The sequence below is a fragment of the Actinomycetospora cinnamomea genome, assembly GCF_003096675.1.
Lineage (GTDB): Bacteria > Actinomycetota > Actinomycetes > Mycobacteriales > Pseudonocardiaceae > Actinomycetospora > Actinomycetospora cinnamomea.
In genome coordinates this window covers 73,838-90,378 of record NZ_QEKW01000004.1, presented here as the reverse complement: position 1 = coordinate 90,378, position 16,541 = coordinate 73,838, and the positions used below count along the sequence as shown (strand labels likewise).

Genomic DNA, 16,541 nt, shown 5'->3' with positions numbered 1-16,541 from the left:
GGCCCCTGGGGGTGCCGGGTCGGCCGCCGTCGGAGGGCGCCGCGCCGTCCTCGGGGGGCGTTCCCCTCGCGTCGCGCACCGCGCCCGTCACGGGGGCGGCCGCGCCGGGCGGCACGGCCGAGCCGGGCGCCTCGAGCGCGTCGGGCACGTCGAGCTCGTCGGGCATCGACGCGCCGACCAACCAGCTCTCGCCCGAGCAGCTCGGCATGCGCCCGCGCGAGGACCCCGACGACGGGCGGCGCGAGCCCGACGACGTCGCCGACCTGGCGACGGCGCGCCCTCGCGGCAAGGTGCCGCGGCGCGCGAGCCTGCAGGTGCGCCGGTTCGACCCGTGGTCGGTGCTCAAGCTCGCGCTCGTGCTCGGCGTCGCGCTGTTCTTCGTGTGGATGTTCGCGGTCGGCGTGCTCTACGCGGTGCTCGACGGCATGGGCGTGTGGGCCCAGCTCAACGGCACCTATCAGGACCTGACCTCCGACACCGGTGGCGGTGGCGGTGATCTCATCACCGCGGGCGGGGTGTTCGGTATCGCGGCGATCATCGGCGTCGTGAACATCATCCTGTTCACCGCGCTGGCGAGCGTCTCGGCGTTCATCTACAACATCTCGGCCGACGTCGCGGGCGGCATCGAGGTGACGCTGTCCGAGCGGGAGTAGCGCGGATCCCCGTGCACGGCCGCCGGTGCGCCTCCGGTAACCTGGTGGCCGCACCTCGCGGGGGCCCATAGCTCAGTTGGTTAGAGCGCGTCGCTGATAACGACGAGGTCGCTGGTTCAAATCCAGCTGGGCCCACCCCGATACGACGACGGCCCCGGAGCACCACGCTCCGGGGCCGTCGTCGTGCTGCGGGTCGTGGCGTCACCCGGAGAAGGTGGCCGCCTTGTCGGAGCCCTTGCGCTGGGCCTCCCACGCCTCGACGACGTTGTTGGGCACGCGGCCGCGGTCGGAGACCTCGAAGCCCTGGGCCTTGGCCCACTCGCGGATCTGCTTGGACGTCTCGCGGTCGTACCCGCCGGGCGACGTCGCGCGCGGCGTGCCGGTGCCGGCGCCACCGCCGGCCCGACGACGGCCACCGCTCGCGCGGCGGCCCCCGGTGCGGCGCGCGGCCGCGACGTACTCGGCGAGCGCGTCGCGCAGCTTCTCGCTGTTCTTCTCGTCGAGGTCGATCTCGTAGGTGACGCCGTCGAGCGCGAACTCGACGGTGGTGATGTCTTCGGCCTCTTCGCCGGTCAGGTCGTCGACCAGGGTGACGATGGTCTTCTGGGCCATGGGGGGACTGACTCCTTCACTTCTCCACGCCGACGAGGTGGCGATTTCCTCGCGTCGCTCGCGACATTAGCAAAGGAATGGCGCGGTGATCGCACCCCACTCGATTCGTGCCGCCCGACGTCACGGCGCGGGCGACAAATACGTGACCAGCCCGCTGAGCCCGGTGCCGAAGACATCGCGGCCGAACAGCGTACTCAGGCGCTCGGCCTCGTCGAGGTCGCAGTCGAACAGCACGGACCAGGTCACGACGCATTCCCCGCTCGAGGTCACCGGCAGGACCCGGATCGTCGAGCGGTAGTCGCGCACCGGGAACGGCGAATCGAGGATCGCGTAGGTCAGTCGCCGCTCGCGGTCGTCGAGTGCGACGAGGCTCTCGCGCACCACGCCGCCGTCGCCGAGTGTCAGCCGGCGGACGGCGCCGACCTGGTCGGCACGCGCGTCGCCCTCGAGCTCGCTGGCGCTGATCCCGGGGTGCCAGGCCGGGAGGCCGTCGAAGTCGCGCACGACCCGCCAGGCCGTTTCGGCGTCGGCGGGCACGACGGTGCTGCTGGTGACGTCGGGCATCAGCGGTGCTCCTCGGGGTCGCGGTTGGGTCGCAGGTCGACGAAGGCCCGGGTGGTGGCGGTCAGCGCCTGCTCGGTCGGCAGACGCTCCATGCTGCTGGCGCCGTAGAAGCCGTGGCAGGTACGGGTGCGGGACAGGACGTACGCGGCGTCGTCGGGTGACGACACGGGCCCGCCGTGCACGAGCACGAGGACGTCGTCGCGCACCTCGCGCGCGGCCGCGGCCCACTCGTCGACGAGGGCCACGCAGTCGTCCAGCGACTTGGCCGTCTGCGCACCGATCGACCCGCCGGTGGTCAGTCCCATGTGGCACACGACGACGTCCGCGCCGGCCTCGGTCATCGCGCGGGCGTCGTCGGGGGAGAACACGTACGGCGTCGTGAGCAGATCCGCGTCGTGCGCGGCGGCGACGAGCTCGACCTCGCGGTCGAATCCCATCCCGGTCTCCTCGAGATTCACCCGGAAGGTGCCGTCGATGAGCCCGACCGTCGGGAAGTTCTGCACCCCGGCGAACCCGAGCTCACGGAGCTCGCGCAGGAACCGCGGGCGGATGAGGAACGGGTCGGTGCCGTTGACGCCGGCGAGCACCGGCGTGTGGCGCACCACCGGGATGACCTCGCGCGCCATCTCGACCACGATGTCGTTGGCGTTGCCGTAGGCGAGCAATCCGGCCAGTGAACCCCGCCCGGCCATGCGGTAGCGGCCGGAATTGTAGATGACGATGAGGTCGATACCGCCCTCTTCCTCGCAGCGTGCCGAGAGGCCGGTGCCGGCACCGCCGCCGACGATCGGTTCGCCCCGATCGACCTTCGCGTGGAGGCGTTCGAGGATCTCGGTGCGGGTCGGGGTCACGGGCGTCCTCCGGTGATCTCCTCGAGCGCCGCGACGAGCGCCGCCGCGAACTCGGGGTCGTTGACGTGGTGCGGGCTCTCGACGAGGCGGTGGTCGTCGGTGGCGCGGAACCGCTCGCGCAGGGTCGTGAACAGGGCCTCGTCCGCCTCGGGGTCCGCGAACGGCATGCCGGGCGCGTCGAGGGCCGAGACCCCGCCGGTGGGCAGGACGAGGCGCACGGGACCGGGGCAGGCGTTGAGGCCGTCCGCCAGGAAGGCCGCGGCCGTCCGGTTCTCGTCGGGCGTGGTGCGCATCAGCGTCACCTGGGCGTTGTGCTCGTAGAGGGTGCGGTGGCGGAAGCGCTCGGGCACGGTGTCGGGCGCGCCGAAGTTGACCATGTCCAGCGCGCCGACCGACCCGACCCACGGCACCCCCGTGCGGGCGATCGCTCCCAACCGGTCCTCGGTGGCGGCCATGACCCCGCCGACCACCAAGTCGGCGATCTCGGTGGTGCTGACGTCGACGACGGCCTCGATCAGCCGGTCGTCGACGAGCTTCTCCATCGCGCGACCGCCGGTGCCGGTGGCGTGGAAGACCAGGCAGTCCCAGTGCTCGCTCACCGTCTCGGTCACCGCGGTGACGCACGGCGTGGTCACGCCGAACATCGTCAGGCCGAGCGCCGGCTTGTCCTGGGCCGGCGGCGTCTCCGCGCCGATCATCCCGCCGAGCGCGTGCGCCGCGTTGGCCAGCACCCGGCGGCTGATGCGGTTGAGGCCGGCGACGTCGGTGACCGAGTACATGAGCGTCATGTCGACCGCGCCGACGTACGGCGCGACGTTGCCCGAGGCCACGGTCGAGACCACGAGCTTCGGCACGCCCACCGGCAGGCTCTGCAGCGCGGGCGTCACCAGTGCCGTCCCGCCCGAACCACCGAGCGCGAGGACGCCGGCGACGTCGTCGCGGGCCGGGAGCCAGCGCTCGAGCGCGGCGCTCATCGCCGACACCGAGCTGCCCCGGTCGCCGGTGAACGCCTCGTCACCGGCGACCTGGCGGGGACCGACGTCGGCGCCCGTCGCCTCCGGATCGCTGGTCCCCACGTCGACCGTGGTCACCGCGTGGCCCGCGTCCCGCAGGAGCTCGGCGACGTAGCGCAGCTCCTCGCCCTTGGTGTCGAACGTGCCCACCACATAGGCCCGTCCCGTCGCGCCCATCCGCGCTCCCGTCCTCGACGTCCTCGTCCGCAGGGGTTCCTACCCCGCGGGCGGCGTCCGGCGCGAGCACGCGGGCGCGCGGTACCGTGGGCGGCACCGGAGTCGAGAGGGGTGCGGTGAAGACGTTCGTGGCGCTCGCCCTGGCCGCCGGGGCCGCCCTGCTCGTGCGACGGCACCGGGACCAGAGCCCGGCCAAGGAGGTCTGGCGCGACGCGACGAGGTCCGCCGACGCGTCCTGACCCCGACACGGGGACGTAGCTCAATTGGCAGAGCACCGCCTTTGCAAGGCGGGGGTTGAGGGTTCGATTCCCTTCGTCTCCACCCACCGTGACCTGCGCAAACGCTCTGACGGCGACGTCGCGTGAGGTCATTTCGGCTGTGGCGTGACGCGAAACGGAGCGCTACTCGGTGGCACGGCCAGCCCGTGCGAGCGAGTTCTGGTCGCCCGACCAGCACCTTCTTGATGCGCGACCGCTGTTGAGGGTGCGCTGCCCGAGACGCGCCCGTGACGCGAAATCGAAACGGTGCCGGGCGCCGGGATAGGTGGATGGAGCGCGGACACAAGGTCGGGCGGCCGTGGCCGTCCCGCGCAGCTGCTGTCGGGTCTGCCGACGCGAAAGGTTGGCGGAGACCTCCGCGCGGGAGCGGAGTCCGAGCTTGCGCAGGATGTGGGTGATGTGGGTCTGGACCGTCCGTGGCGAGATATAGAGCCGGGCGGCGGCGGGCAGCCACTCGCTCTGCCCGCCCACGTTGCCGCCCGACCAGCGCAGCACCTGGTAACGCTGCGCGCAACGCTCCGCCACCATGCGGATATCTCGCCGTCGCGTCGGTGGAGGCTTGCCGTGATGTCGTTCACCACGGTCCTCAACAAGAGCTCGTGTCGGAGGGAGCTGAGGTGCGGGCGCCAACAGGTGGATGGCGCAGGGTTGCTACGCGTCCCCGGGCAGGGGCAGGTTCTGCAGCCGCAGCTGTCCGCGGGCCACGAGCTTGCCGTCCCTGAGGCGGGTGATGGAGACCTGCCACAGCTGTTGGGTCCGGCCCTGGAAGAGGGGCTCGGCGAGCACCTCCACGTCGTCCGCGGCGACGGGGCGGAGGAAATCGGTGGTGTTGCTGGTCCCGACCGCGTACATGCCGCGATCGGCCACCGCGGCACACGCACCCTCGCTGGCGACCCCCTCCACGGCGATCGCGTAGATGCCCCCGTGGACGTGCCCGAACGGTTGGTGGTGCGCCTCGCCGAGGGTGAGCGTCGCCCGGACGCGCGAGCCGGAGCGTTCGTGGAGTCGGTAACCCATCGACGAGCGGATCTGCTCGACGATCGGGCCCGAGGGCAGAGGTTCGATCATGGTTCGATCGTGCCCTCGCTCCCCCGGCGCTCTGGACCGACCCCGGGACCGACCCCGGCGCGCTCGCGACGGCGCCGGATCCCGGTCCGGGCCAACTGGTCGCGGGCGGTCTCCTCGGGAACCAGGCTCACGACGCTGATCAGTCGTTCTCGGCGGTTGCGGGCGATCATCGTCCACAACCAGCGGGCGACCGCTTCGAAGCGGTTGCCCCAGCCCACCAGGTAGGCCAGGTGCACGACGCCCCACACGACGAAGGCCGGGAAGCCCGTGAGCCGGAGCTTGCCGACCTGGGCGACGGCGTGGGTCCGGCCGATGATCGCCATCGCGCCCTTGTCCCGGTACCGGAACGGCCCCGGGGCGGGGACGCCGGCCAAGCGGGCGCCGATGACCTCGGCGACGTAGCGGCCCTCCTGGATCGCGGGTTGCGCCACGCCGGGTACCCCGGGGAGGGAGACCATGTCGCCGATGGCGAAGATCTCGGGGTGGCCGGGGACGGTGCAGTCCGGCGAGACGATCAGGCGTCCGGCTCGGTCGGTCTCGGCTCCCGCGGCCTCGGCGAGTCGTTCGGCCAGGGGCGAGGCCTTCACGCCCGCCGCCCAGATGACTGTCTTCGCGGTGATCCGCCGGTGGCTCCCGGTGTCGTCGGCGATCTCGATGCCCTCGGCATCGATGGTCGTGACCGGAGCGGACGTCTGCACCTCGACGCCGAGCTCGTGCAGGTCGTCCCGGGCACGCTGTTGCAGCGGCCGGGCGAACGGACCGAGGACCGTGGGCGCCGCGTCGAGCAGCAGGACCCTCGCGCTGGTGGTGTCGATGCTGCGGAACTCGGCCGGCAGGAGCCGGTGGGCGAGGATTCCGACCTGCCCGGCGAGCTCCACCCCGGTGGGGCCGGCGCCGACGATGGCGAAGGTGAGCCACGCCTCCCGCTCGGCGGGTGTGTCGGCCTGCTCGGCCATCTCGAAGGCACCCAGCACCCGGCTGCGCAGGCGGTTCGCGTCGTCGAGGCTCTTCATGGCGAGCGTGTGTGCTTCCCACTCGTCGCGACCGAAGTAGGAGTGGGTCGCTCCCGCCGCGACGATCAGGGTGTCGTAGGGCACCTCGACGCCGTGGTCCGCGACACCGTGCACGACCCGCCGGTCGAGGTCGAAGCCATCGACCTGCGCCAGCTGGACGCGCACGTTGGGCTTCTTCCGGAAGATGCTGCGCAGGGCCGGGGCGATCTGACCGGGGGAGAGGACACCGGTCCCGACCTGGTAGAGCAGCGGTTGGAAGAGGTGGTGGTTGGTGCGGTCGATGAGGGTGATGTCGACCGGGAGGTGGCTGAGGGCGTGCGCGGCGCGCACGCCCCCGAACCCACCACCGACGATGACCACCCGGTGTCGGTCTCCGGAGGGCGGCTGGGACACGATGTTCTCCTGCCTCCTCAGGTGACCCGCTCGAAGACGGCCGCGAGGCCCTGCCCACCGCCGATGCACATCGTCTCCAGGCCGTAGCGGGCGCCGCGACGGTCCATCTCCCGGGCCAGGGTGGCGAGGATGCGCACGCCGGTGGCCCCGACCGGGTGACCCAGCGAGATGCCCGAGCCGTTGGGGTTGACCCGCTCGTCGGTGACTGGGTCGATGCCCCACTGCTGGGCCACGGCCAGCACCTGGGAGGCGAAGGCCTCGTTGAGCTCGACGACGTCGAGGTCGTCGAGCGCGAGCCCGGCGCGGTCGAGGGCGGCCGCGGTGGCGGGTACCGGCCCGATACCCATGGTCTGGGGCCGGACGCCGGCCAGGCCCCACGAGACCAGGCGCACGAGGGGGCGCAGCCCCAGCTGTTCGGCGCGCTCGGGGGTGGTCACCAGGCAGGCGGCGGCGCCGTCGTTCTGGCCGCTGGCGTTGCCGGCGGTGACGGTGGCCCCCTCGTCGCTCCGCCCGAGGATCGGGCGCAGCGCGGCCAGCTTGTCCAGCGAGGTGTCGGGCCGGATGTGCTCGTCGGCGTCGACCACGGTGTCCGACTTACGCCCCCGCACCGTGACCGGCACCAGCTCGTCGGCGAAGCGCCCGTCCTTCTGGGCGGCCGCCGCCTTCTCGTGCGAGCGCACGGCGAGCCGGTCCTGGTCCTCCCGCGAGATGGCGAACTCGCGACGGACGTTCTCGGCGGTCTCGAGCATGCCGCCCGGTACCTCGTGGTGGCGCCCGCCCGCGGTCACTCGCCCCACCGACAGTGCGTCCTTGAGCTCGATGGTGCCTGTCTTGACACCCCATCGTGGCTGGTGGGAGTAGTGCGCGGCACCAGACATGCTCTCGGCGCCGCCGGCGAGCACCAGGGACGCGCCGCCGGTCTGGACCGCCATCGCCGCGTAGAGCACGGCCTGCAGGCCGGATCCGCAGCGCCGGTCGACCTGGATACCGGGGACGTCGACGTCGAGTCCCGCGTCCAGCGCCGCCACGCGGCCGATCGCCGGGGCGTCCATGGTGGGGTAGCAGTGGCCGAAGACGACGTCGTCGACGTCCGCCGACGTGATCCCGGTGCGTGCGACGAGCTCGCGCACGACCGTCGAGGCCAGGTCCTGCACCGGGACGTCGCGCAGGCCGCCGGCGAAGGCGCCGACCGGGGTGCGGACGGGTTCGCAGATCACCGCGTCGGTCATGAGGACACCCCTGAGGACTGCGCCGCAGCGGACGGGAAGCGGGGTTCGCGCTTCTCGCGCAGTGCGGCGGCGCCCTCGACGACGTCGGGGCCCATGAAGCAGAGCATCTCGTAGGCCGCGGACGCGTCGAAGGTCGGCCCGGCGGTGCGCAGCCAGCTGTTGAGCGAACGCTTGGTCAGCCGGATGGCCTGCTGGGCGCCGGTGGCCAGGGTCTGCGCGACCCGCAGCGACTCGTCGAGCACCTGGTCGCGGGGCAGCGCCTTGGCGACCATGCCGATCCGCTCGGCCTCGGCCCCGGTGAGCATCTCGCCGGTGAGCAGGTAGTAGCGGGCCTTGGCCATCCCCGCGAGCAGCGGCCAGATGATCGCGGCGTGGTCGCCGGCGGAGACGCCCAGCTTGACGTGACCGTCGCCGAGCTTGGCGTCCTCGGCGCAGATGGCGATGTCCGCGAGCAGCGCGATCACGACGCCGGCGCCGACGGCGACCCCGTTGATCGCCGACACGATCGGCTTCTCGCAGTTGATGATGTTGTAGACGAGGTCGCTCATCTCGGTGAGCATGTGGGAGACCCGCTCGTGGTCGCCGGCCAGGCGCTCGACCATGGCCAGGTCCCCGCCGGCGGAGAACGCCTTGCCCGCGCCGGTGATGACCGCGACGCGCGTCTCGGGGTCGGTGGCGACGTCGTTCCAGACCCGGGCGAGCTCGCCGTGGAGCTGCTCGTCGGTGGCGTTGTACTTGTCGGGGCGGTTGATGGTGATGAGCAGGACGCCGTTGTCCTGGCGCTCGAAGTCGAGCTGCTGGTAGTCGGAGAAGTTCATGGCAGTGCTCCTCTGGGGTCGTGAGGTCGGTCAGGGGGTCTCGAACAGGCCCTGGGCGTCGTCCTCGACGGCCTGGGTCCGGGCCCGGTAGTGGACCTTCTTGCCGGTGGCGGTGAGCGGGAGATCGTCGACGAACCGGTAGGCGCGGGGTCGCTTGTAGGGGGCCAGCATCGGGTGCGCCCGGCAGTGGGCCTCGCAGTCGGCGGCGGACAGCGACGGGTCGGTGCGGATGACGTAGGCGACCACGCGCTGTCCCCAGCGCTGGTCCGGAACGCCGATCACGAGGGAGTCGGCGATGTCCGGGTGCTCGTTGAGCGCCTCCTCGACCTGCACCGGGTGCACGTTCTCGCCCCCGGAGATGAGCATGTCGTCCTTGCGACCGACGATCGTCACGTACTCCTGGGCGTCCCAGACGGCGAGGTCACCGAGGTGGACCCAGCCCTCGTGGAACTTCTCCGCCTCCTGGGCCGGCGAGTTGACGTAGGCGTAGCCGGCCTTCGGGGAACGGACGATCACCTCGCCGATCTCCGTGCTGTCCTGGGCGACCCGCTCGTCGGGCCGACCCGGGCGGTCCTCGTGGACCTGGACGACGCGGACGTCGTCGTCGGTGGACGCGCGGCCGGCGGCACCGGCGTGGTCGGGCAGGTCGACCGGGCGCAGGAAGGTGTTCCAGAACGTCTCTGTGGTGCCGTACCCGTTGAAGATTCGGGGCGTGAGCAGCTCCTGGTAGTGCAGGCACGCCTCGCGCTCGAGGGGAGCGCCCATGGTGACGATGCCGCGCAGCGCGGAGAGGTCGCGCGGCCGGTCGGACTGGGCCCGGGCGAGCATCGCCAGATTCGTCGGAGCGCCGATGAGGTAGGTCAGCCCGTGCTCGGCCACCAGATCGAGGCAGCGCTCCGGATCGAACGCGCGCATCGGCACGACCTCGGCGCCCAGGTAGAACGCGGGGTTGGGCCCACCGGAGTACAGCCCGCCGCGGTGGAACCAGGGCGTCATGTTCAGCGTGCGGTCCTCGGGGGACAGCGGGAAGTGCATGATCACGTCGTGGGCGCTGAAGATCTCGACCATGCTGTTGAGCGGGACGCCCTTGGGCATGCCGGTGGTGCCCGAGGTGTAGAGCCGGGTGGTCTCGTCGTAGACCGTGCGCGTCGGTTCCGGCACGGGCTTGCCCGGCGTGACCAGCTCCTCGAACGGGATCGCACCCGGCAGGGGCGCCCCTGGACCGACCGCGGCGATCACGGCCGGACGGTGCCGGGCGCGCTCCAGGGCGGCCGCGACCATGTCCGAGAGCTCGGTGTCGTACACAAAGACGGTGGGCTGGCTGTCGTCGAGGACGTGCGCGGTCTCGCCGGCGGCAAGCCGGAAGTTGACCGGCGAGCCAACCGCGCCACAGGCCTGGGTAGCCAGGTAGAGCTGGGCGAACTCGGGACCGTTGAAGAGCTGGTGGACGACGACGTCGCCGGGGCGCACGCCGGCTGCGGCCAGCCCGGCGGCCAGGGCGTCCACCCGGTGGCCCAGCTCGGCGTAGGTCCAGCGGTCGCCGGTCGCGGGGTCGGTCATCGCGACCCGATCGGCGTAGCGGCGGGTGTTGCGGCGGAAGCCGGCGAGATAGGTGAACTCGCGTTCGAAGTAGTTCCGGTAGGCGGTCGGGTCGTAGGTGAACATGGCAGCGTCTCTTCGTCGAGGGTGGTCCGGGTCGAGCGGGCAGGATCAGGTGAAGGCGGAGATGCCGGTGAGGTCGCGGCCGACGATCAGGGACTGGATCGAGTCGGTGCCCTCGTAGGTGTGCACGACTTCCATGTCGGTGAGGTGCCGGGCGACGTGGTGCTCGATCAGCAGCCCGTTGCCGCCGAGGATGTCGCGGGCGTCGAGGCAGACCTGGCGGGCCTTGCGCGCGTGGTGCATCTTGGCCAGCGAGGCCATCGGGCCGGTGAGGCGGCCCTGTTCCTGCAGGTCGGCCATGCGGAAGCAGTAGAGCTGCATCGCGGTGATCTCGGCGAGCATTTCGGCGAGCTTGTGCTGGACGAGCTGGAAGCTCGCGATCGGCTTGCCGAACTGGTGGCGGTCCGCCGCGTACGCCAGCGCGATCTCGTACGCCGCGATCGCGTGGCCCAGCGATTCCCAAGCGGCTCCGCCGCGGGTGGAGGTCAGGACCCGGGTGGCGTCGCGGAAGGACTGGGCCTCGTCGAGCTTGTTCTCCACCGGCACCCGCACGCCGCGCAACGTGATGTCGGGCTGCCACACGGCGCGCTTGCCGATCTTGCCGGTGATGAGGTCGGCGGAGTACCCGTCGGGGTAGCGGCCGTCGGCGTCCTTCTCCACCACGATCGCCTTGACCCGGCCGTCCTCGACGTCCCGGGCCCACACGACGACCACGTCGGCGAAGCTGGCGTTGCCGATCCACCGCTTGGCGCCGTCGAGCACCCAGTGGTCACCGTCGCGGCGGGCGGTGGTCTCGAGACGGACGGCGTCCGAGCCGTGCCCGGGCTCGGTCAGGGCGAACGCCCCGATCGTGTCCAGGGCGGCCATGCCGGGCAGCCATCGCTGCTTCTGCTCCTCGCTGCCCAACAGGGCGATCGAGCCCATCGCGAGCCCGGTCTGCACACCGAAGAAGGTGTTGACACTCCCGTCGCCGCGTGCCAACTCGCGGGTCAGGACACCGGCCGCGAGGCGGCTGAGCCCCGGGCAGCCGTAGCCGGAGATCGTCGACCCGACGAGCCCGAGCTGCGCGATCTTCGGCACCAACTCGAACGGAAACTCGGCCCGGTCCCAGTAGTCGTTGATGATCGGCAGCAGGTCGCGGTCGACGAACCCCCGAACGCGGTCGCGGACGTCGCGCGCCTCGTCGGTGAGCAGCTCGTCGAGCAGGTAGTAGTCGCTGGAGGAGGTCTCCGGCAGGCCGGAGGTGATGGTCGTCATCGTGGGATCCCGTCGTCCTCGCGGGGGTACTGGGTGCCGTCGTCGGCGTAGCCGTAGAAGCCCAGCCCGGTCTTGCGGCCCAGCTCGCCGCGCTCGACGAGCTCGGTGACCGTGCGGCTGGGCCGGTCGCCCGGGTCCTCGGTCTCGGCGTAACGGGCGAGCTTGGCCCGGTACCCGATGTCGATCCCGGTGAGGTCCATGAGCTCGAACGGGCCCATCGGGTAGCCCAGCGCGGTGCGGCAGGCCGTGTCGATGTCCTGGACCGACGCGACGCCCTGCTCGAGCAGGGAGACCGCCTCGTCGCGGGCCGCACCGAGGATGCGGTTCGCCACGAACCCGGGGACCTCCTTGCGCAGCACCACCGGGTCCTTGCCGAGCCGGCGGGCGAGCGCGGCGGTCGTCTCCACGGTCGCGGCGGACGTCTCGGGCCCGCCGACGACCTCGACGCAGCGCATCACCAGCGCCGGGTTGAAGAAGTGCATGTTGGCGACGCGGTCGGGCCGGGAGGTGGCGTCGGCGATCCGCGAGGAGGCGATCGCCGAGGAGTTGGTGGTCAGGATCGTGTGCGCCGGCGCGAGGGCGTCGAGCCGGGCGAACACGTCGCGCTTGACCTCGAGGTCCTCCGCGGCGGCCTCAATGACGAAGTCGCCGCGCCGCGCCGCCGCGTCGAGGTCGGTGGTGAAGCTCAGGCGCTCGAACGCCGCGGTCACGGCGTCCTCGTCGCGCCGGCCCTTGGCGACGTCGCGGTCGAGCCGGCGGCGCAGCTCGACCGCGGCGCGGTCGATCGCCCCGGTGTCGAGGTCGAAGGCGGTCGCCCGGTAGCCCGCGAGGGCGCAGGCCATGGCGATCTGCGAGCCCATCGCCCCGCAGCCCACGACGAGGACCTCGTGCACCCTGGGCGTGTCCTGGCTGGTCATCGTCGTCACCTCCCCCGGAAGTCGGGTGTGCGCTTCTCGAGGAACGCCGCGGCGCCCTCGCGCTTGTCGTCGGTGGTGTAGAGCAGCGACTGGGCGAGGCGTTCCACGACCTGCCCCGTGCGCTGGTCGGCGTCCATGCCGGTCCGGACGACGAGCTTGGCCAGTCGGACCGCCAGCGGGCCCTTGGCGAGGATGCGGTCGGCGACGGTGCGGGTCTCGACGAGCAGGTCCCCCGGTGCGACCACGGAGGTGACCAGCCCGGCCTGCCGGGCCTCGTCGGCCTCCAGGAACCGGCCCGTGAGGATCAGCTCGATCGCCCGCCCGGTGCCGATGAGCCGGGCCAGCCGCTGCGTGCCGCCCGCTCCGGGCAGCACCGAGAGGTTGGTCTCGGGCAGGCCGAAACGAGCGGTGTCCGCCGCGACCCGGATGTCGCAGGCCATCGCGAGCTCGCAGCCGCCGCCGAGGGCGAAGCCGTTGACCGCGGCGATGGTCGGCTTCTCGAACGCCTCGACGTCGTCGAAGAGCCGCTGCATCTCGGCGTCGAGTCCGGTCTGCGCCGTGTAGTGCTGCAGCTGGGTGATGTCGGCGCCGGCCACGAACGCTCGCTCGCCGGCGCCCGTGACGGCGACGACGCCCACCCGGTCGTCGTCGGCGAGTGCGGTAAACGCTGCCCGCAGGTCGGCGAGGACCTGGCGGTTGAGCGCGTTGCGCGCCTCGGGTCGGTCGACGGTGATCACGGCGAGCCGGTCGGCCACCTCGACGGTGATCGTCTCGTAGCTCATGATGGGGGTCCCGCACTGAAGGCGGGGATGCCGGTGATGGCAGCGCCCATGATCAGGGTGTGGACCTCGTCGGTGCCCTCGTAGGTCCGCACGCTCTCCAGGTTGTTGGCGTGGCGTAGCGGGGAGTGGTCGAGGGTGATGCCGTTGCCGCCGAGCACCGTGCGCGCCTCCCGGCAGATGGCGATCGCCTCGCGCACGTTGTTCAGCTTGCCCAGCGAGATCTGCTGGGGACGCAGCGTCCCCGCGTCCTTGAGCCGTCCGGTCTGCAGCGCGACCAGGATGCCCTTCTGGATCTCCAGCACCATGTCGACGAGCTTCTGCTGGGTCAGCTGGAACGCGGCGATCGGGACGCCGAACTGGCGACGCTCGAGGGCGTAGGCCAGCGCGTCCTCGTAGGCGTCGCGCGCCGCGCCCATGGCGCCCCACATGATCCCGTAGCGCGCCTCGTTGAGGCAGGAGAAGGGCCCGCGCAATCCCCGGGCGTCGGGGAGCACGGCGTCGGCGGGGAGCCGGACGTCGGTCAGCGTGATCTCGGCCTGGATCGAGGCGCGCATCCCGAGTTTGGGCTCGATCGCGGTGGCGGAGAACCCGGGGGTGTCGGCGGGGACCAGGAACCCCCTAATCGATGCTGCCCCCTCGCCCTCGTCCGTCTTCGCCCAGATGACGGCCACGTCCGCGATCGTGGCGAGGCCGATCCAGCGCTTGGCTCCGCGGAGCACCCACCCGTCGTCGACGCGTTCGGCGTGCGTGGTCATGCTGCTCGGGTCGCTGCCCGCGCCCGGCTCGGTGAGCCCGAAGCACCCGATGAGTTCCCCGGCGGCCATGCCGGGCAGCCAGCGCTGCTTGTGGTCCTCGGAGCCGAACTTGTGGATCGCGCTCATGGCCAGCGATCCCTGCACGCTGACGAAGGTGCGCAGGCCGGAGTCGCCGGCCTCGAGCTCCATGGCCGCGAGGCCGTACTCGACGGCGCTGCGGCCGGCGCAGCCGTACCCGCTCAGGTGCATGCCGAGCAGGCCGGCCTTGCCCATCTCCCGGGCGATCTCGCGGGAGAACTGGGCGTTCTCGTACCACTCGGCGATGTGGGGCCTGATGCGCTCCTGCACGAACGCGCGCACGCGGTCGCGGAGCTCGAGCTCTTCGGTCGTGAACAGGCCGTCGAGGTCGAGGTAGTCGTGGGCCAGATCCGTCATGGTCGGTTCTCCTCCTCGCTCCGGCACGGTCAGCTCATGGACAGGCCGCCGCTGACCGACAGCGTCTGGCCCGTGATGTAGGCGGCCTCGTCGGAGGCGAGGAACGCGACGGCGTTGGCGAGGTCCGCCGGCTGCGCTAGCCGGCGCAGCGGGATCGCCTTGATCAGGGCGTCGCGCAGCTTGGGGTTGTCCTGGGTGACCGAGGCGAACAGGGCCGTGTCGGTCGGGCCGGGGCACACGCAGTTGGCGTTGATCTGGTGGCGGGCCATCTCCCGCGCGGTGGTCTTGGTGAACGAGATGACCCCGCCCTTGGCCGCGGAGTACACCGCCTCACCCGAGGACCCGACCCGGCCCGCGTCGGAGGCGAGGTTGACGACCGAACCTGAGCCCTGCTCCGCCATGATCGGGAGTACGGCCTTGGAGGTGTTCAGGACGCCGTAGAGGTTGATCTGGATGGCCCGGTCCCAGTCGGCGGGGTCGGAGTCGACGAACGGCCCCACCTTGTCCCAGCCCGCGTTGTTGACCAGGACGTCGATCCGCCCGAACTGCTGGTGGGCCTGGGCGACCATCGCGTCCACCGACTCGCGGGAGGTGACGTCGGTGTGCAGCCCGATCGCGCCTCCGCCCAGAGCGTCGGCCGTTTCCTTCGCCGTCGCTTCGTTGATGTCGGTCACGACGACCGTGGCGCCTTCGGCGGCGAGCTTCTCGGCGATGCCTCGGCCGATGCCCTGTCCCGCACCGGTGACGATCGCGATCTTGTCCTGCAGCTTGCCCATGGCTCTTCCTGGTCCTTCCTCGAGATATCGGGGTGTCTTTACGGTGCGAGCTCGCGGCCCAGGTACTGCCGGGCGATGATGAGCTTCATGATCTGGGCGGTGCCGTCGCCGATCTGCAGCCCGAGCACGTCGCGCAGGCGCTGCTCGATGGGGAGCTCGGTGCGGTAGCCGTACTGGCCGTGCAGCAACAGGCACTGGTTGATGACGTCGTAGGCGATCTTCGGGGCCCACCACTTGCTCATCGCGGCGTCCGCGGTGTGGGGTCGACCGACGTCCTTGAGCCAGAGCGTCCGCAGGCACAGCAACCGCGCCGCCGACAGCAGCGTCTCGGCCTCGGCCAGCGGGAACGCCACGCCCTGGTTCTTGCTCAGCGGCCGGTCGAAGGCGGTGCGCTCGCCCACGTAGCGCCACGTCTCGTCGACGGTCTGCTGCGCGCACCCGAGGCACTGCAGTCCGATGAGGGCGCGGCTGAAGTCGAACCCCTGCATCACCTGGGTGAAGCCCCGGCCCTCCGCGCCCAGGAGGTGGTCGGCGGGGATGCGCACCGCGTCGAGGTGGGCCGCTCCCCGGCCGACCGCCGTCGTGCCCATGTCGGAGTACGGCTCACGGGAGACACCGGGCGCATCGAGCGGTACCAGGAAGGCGCTGATGTCCTTGCCCCGGGACTGTGATGGTCCGGTCCGGGCGAACACGACGACCGCCGCCGCGTCCCCGGCGAACGACAGGGACTTCACGCCGTCGAGCACCCAGTCGGCCTCGTCCCCGGAGCCGTCGCGGCGGGCCGTGAGCGCCGGCATGCCCGCGTCCGACCCCGCCTGGGGCTCGGTCAGCCCGATCCCGACGATCTCCTCTCCGGCGCAGATCCGCGGTACCCACGCCTGCGCGATCTCCGGCGTCGCGTTGCCGGCGAGGATCTGGCCGACCAGCGAACCCACGACCTGCAGGTAGGCGACGTTGATGTCGCCCCGGCCGATCTCCTCGGTGACCACGCCGGCGGTGAGTCGGTCCAGACCTCGGCCGCCGAGCTCCGTCGGCAGCTCCGGAGCGATGAGGCCGAGCCGGCCGATCTCACGGCGGAGCTCGGGGTCGATGCGCCCGTTGCGCTCCCTTGCCTGGTAGCCGGGCAGCAGCTCCTTCTCGGCGATGCCGCGAGCACGGTCGCGGTATTCGCGCTGCGTCTCGGTGAGCTCGAAGTCCATGTGGTGCCCCTTCAGTGTGTCTGGTTGAAGACCGTGACAAACTTTGACCCAGTAGTCAATAGACTGGTCAGGATTTGACTCATAGATCA

General features: G+C 71.5%; 18 protein-coding genes and 2 tRNA genes. 4 read left to right on the top strand and 16 right to left on the bottom strand.

The features are described from left to right. Positions 1-5 precede the first annotated feature (5 nt). Both C8D89_RS31095 and C8D89_RS09660 read left to right on the top strand, forming a co-directional pair. Entirely contained in the window at positions 6-653 is a 648-nt protein-coding gene (locus C8D89_RS31095) for a DUF3566 domain-containing protein (protein WP_423716941.1), read from the top strand. Between the two features lie 61 nt (positions 654-714). After that, a tRNA-Ile gene (locus C8D89_RS09660) sits at positions 715-788 on the top strand. A 66-nt stretch (positions 789-854) separates the two neighbouring features. Here the strand turns inward: C8D89_RS09660 and C8D89_RS09655 are convergent. From C8D89_RS09655 to C8D89_RS09640, 4 genes are all read right to left on the bottom strand, one after another. Further along, the gene (locus C8D89_RS09655; RefSeq protein ID WP_116707920.1) at positions 855-1,265 is read right to left on the bottom strand and encodes a histone-like nucleoid-structuring protein Lsr2; all 411 of its coding nucleotides are present in this window, start codon (positions 1,263-1,265) and stop codon (positions 855-857) included. A 120-nt stretch (positions 1,266-1,385) separates the two neighbouring features. Then, a complete protein-coding gene (locus C8D89_RS09650; protein ID WP_116707919.1) occupies positions 1,386-1,829 on the bottom strand; it encodes an SRPBCC family protein in 444 nt (147 codons plus the stop codon). Next, positions 1,829-2,680 carry a phosphoenolpyruvate hydrolase family protein gene (locus tag C8D89_RS09645; RefSeq protein ID WP_116707918.1) on the bottom strand — a complete coding sequence of 284 codons (852 nt, stop codon included), beginning with the start codon at positions 2,678-2,680 and terminating at the stop codon, positions 1,829-1,831. The genes C8D89_RS09650 and C8D89_RS09645 overlap by 1 nt, the downstream gene beginning before the upstream one ends. Continuing rightward, positions 2,677-3,870: a Tm-1-like ATP-binding domain-containing protein gene (locus tag C8D89_RS09640; RefSeq protein WP_116707917.1), complete on the bottom strand. Its 1,194-nt coding sequence runs from the start codon at positions 3,868-3,870 to the stop codon at positions 2,677-2,679. The genes C8D89_RS09645 and C8D89_RS09640 overlap by 4 nt, the downstream gene beginning before the upstream one ends. A 116-nt stretch (positions 3,871-3,986) precedes the next feature. Between C8D89_RS09640 and C8D89_RS30160 the strand changes: the two genes are divergently transcribed. Together C8D89_RS30160 and C8D89_RS09635 are read left to right on the top strand one after the other, a co-directional pair. Beyond that, entirely contained in the window at positions 3,987-4,109 is a 123-nt protein-coding gene (locus C8D89_RS30160) for a DLW-39 family protein (RefSeq protein WP_243417983.1), read from the top strand. 9 nt (positions 4,110-4,118) lie between these two features. After that, a tRNA-Ala gene (locus C8D89_RS09635) sits at positions 4,119-4,191 on the top strand. Positions 4,192-4,271: 80 nt separating this feature from the next. Here C8D89_RS09635 and C8D89_RS09630 read toward each other — a convergent pair. The 12 genes from C8D89_RS09630 to C8D89_RS09575 form a co-directional block, all read right to left on the bottom strand. Continuing rightward, positions 4,272-4,676 (bottom strand): response regulator transcription factor, encoded by a 405-nt coding sequence (locus tag C8D89_RS09630; RefSeq protein ID WP_116707916.1) that lies wholly within the window; start codon positions 4,674-4,676, stop codon positions 4,272-4,274. A 123-nt stretch (positions 4,677-4,799) separates the two neighbouring features. Beyond that, the gene (locus tag C8D89_RS09625; RefSeq protein ID WP_116707915.1) at positions 4,800-5,216 is read right to left on the bottom strand and encodes a PaaI family thioesterase; all 417 of its coding nucleotides are present in this window, start codon (positions 5,214-5,216) and stop codon (positions 4,800-4,802) included. Next, positions 5,213-6,622, bottom strand: coding sequence for an NAD(P)/FAD-dependent oxidoreductase (locus C8D89_RS09620; protein WP_207787151.1), 1,410 nt, complete (start codon positions 6,620-6,622; stop codon positions 5,213-5,215). Before C8D89_RS09620 ends, C8D89_RS09625 begins: the two co-directional genes overlap by 4 nt. A 17-nt stretch (positions 6,623-6,639) precedes the next feature. Beyond that, positions 6,640-7,851 carry an acetyl-CoA C-acetyltransferase gene (locus tag C8D89_RS09615; RefSeq protein ID WP_116707914.1) on the bottom strand — a complete coding sequence of 404 codons (1,212 nt, stop codon included), beginning with the start codon at positions 7,849-7,851 and terminating at the stop codon, positions 6,640-6,642. Further along, positions 7,848-8,669, bottom strand: a complete 822-nt coding sequence (locus C8D89_RS09610) for an enoyl-CoA hydratase/isomerase family protein (RefSeq protein ID WP_116707913.1) — start codon at positions 8,667-8,669, stop codon at positions 7,848-7,850. Before C8D89_RS09610 ends, C8D89_RS09615 begins: the two co-directional genes overlap by 4 nt. Before the next feature lie 30 nt (positions 8,670-8,699). Continuing rightward, positions 8,700-10,334 (bottom strand): class I adenylate-forming enzyme family protein, encoded by a 1,635-nt coding sequence (locus C8D89_RS09605; protein ID WP_116707912.1) that lies wholly within the window; start codon positions 10,332-10,334, stop codon positions 8,700-8,702. 45 nt (positions 10,335-10,379) lie between these two features. Continuing rightward, positions 10,380-11,588, bottom strand: coding sequence for an acyl-CoA dehydrogenase family protein (locus C8D89_RS09600; RefSeq protein ID WP_116707911.1), 1,209 nt, complete (start codon positions 11,586-11,588; stop codon positions 10,380-10,382). Beyond that, complete coding sequence (locus tag C8D89_RS09595) at positions 11,585-12,505, bottom strand: 3-hydroxyacyl-CoA dehydrogenase family protein (RefSeq protein WP_116707910.1); 921 nt, start codon at positions 12,503-12,505, stop codon at positions 11,585-11,587. Before C8D89_RS09595 ends, C8D89_RS09600 begins: the two co-directional genes overlap by 4 nt. A 5-nt stretch (positions 12,506-12,510) precedes the next feature. Next, positions 12,511-13,287: an enoyl-CoA hydratase/isomerase family protein gene (locus C8D89_RS09590; RefSeq protein ID WP_116707909.1), complete on the bottom strand. Its 777-nt coding sequence runs from the start codon at positions 13,285-13,287 to the stop codon at positions 12,511-12,513. Next, the gene (locus C8D89_RS09585; protein WP_116707908.1) at positions 13,284-14,477 is read right to left on the bottom strand and encodes an acyl-CoA dehydrogenase family protein; all 1,194 of its coding nucleotides are present in this window, start codon (positions 14,475-14,477) and stop codon (positions 13,284-13,286) included. The genes C8D89_RS09590 and C8D89_RS09585 overlap by 4 nt, the downstream gene beginning before the upstream one ends. A gap of 29 nt (positions 14,478-14,506) precedes the next feature. Further along, on the bottom strand, positions 14,507-15,253 hold the full coding sequence (locus tag C8D89_RS09580; protein ID WP_116707907.1) for an SDR family NAD(P)-dependent oxidoreductase: 747 nt from the start codon (positions 15,251-15,253) through the stop codon (positions 14,507-14,509). Positions 15,254-15,291: 38 nt separating this feature from the next. Then, positions 15,292-16,452, bottom strand: coding sequence for an acyl-CoA dehydrogenase family protein (locus tag C8D89_RS09575; RefSeq protein WP_116707906.1), 1,161 nt, complete (start codon positions 16,450-16,452; stop codon positions 15,292-15,294). Between the last annotated feature and the right edge of the window lie 89 nt (positions 16,453-16,541).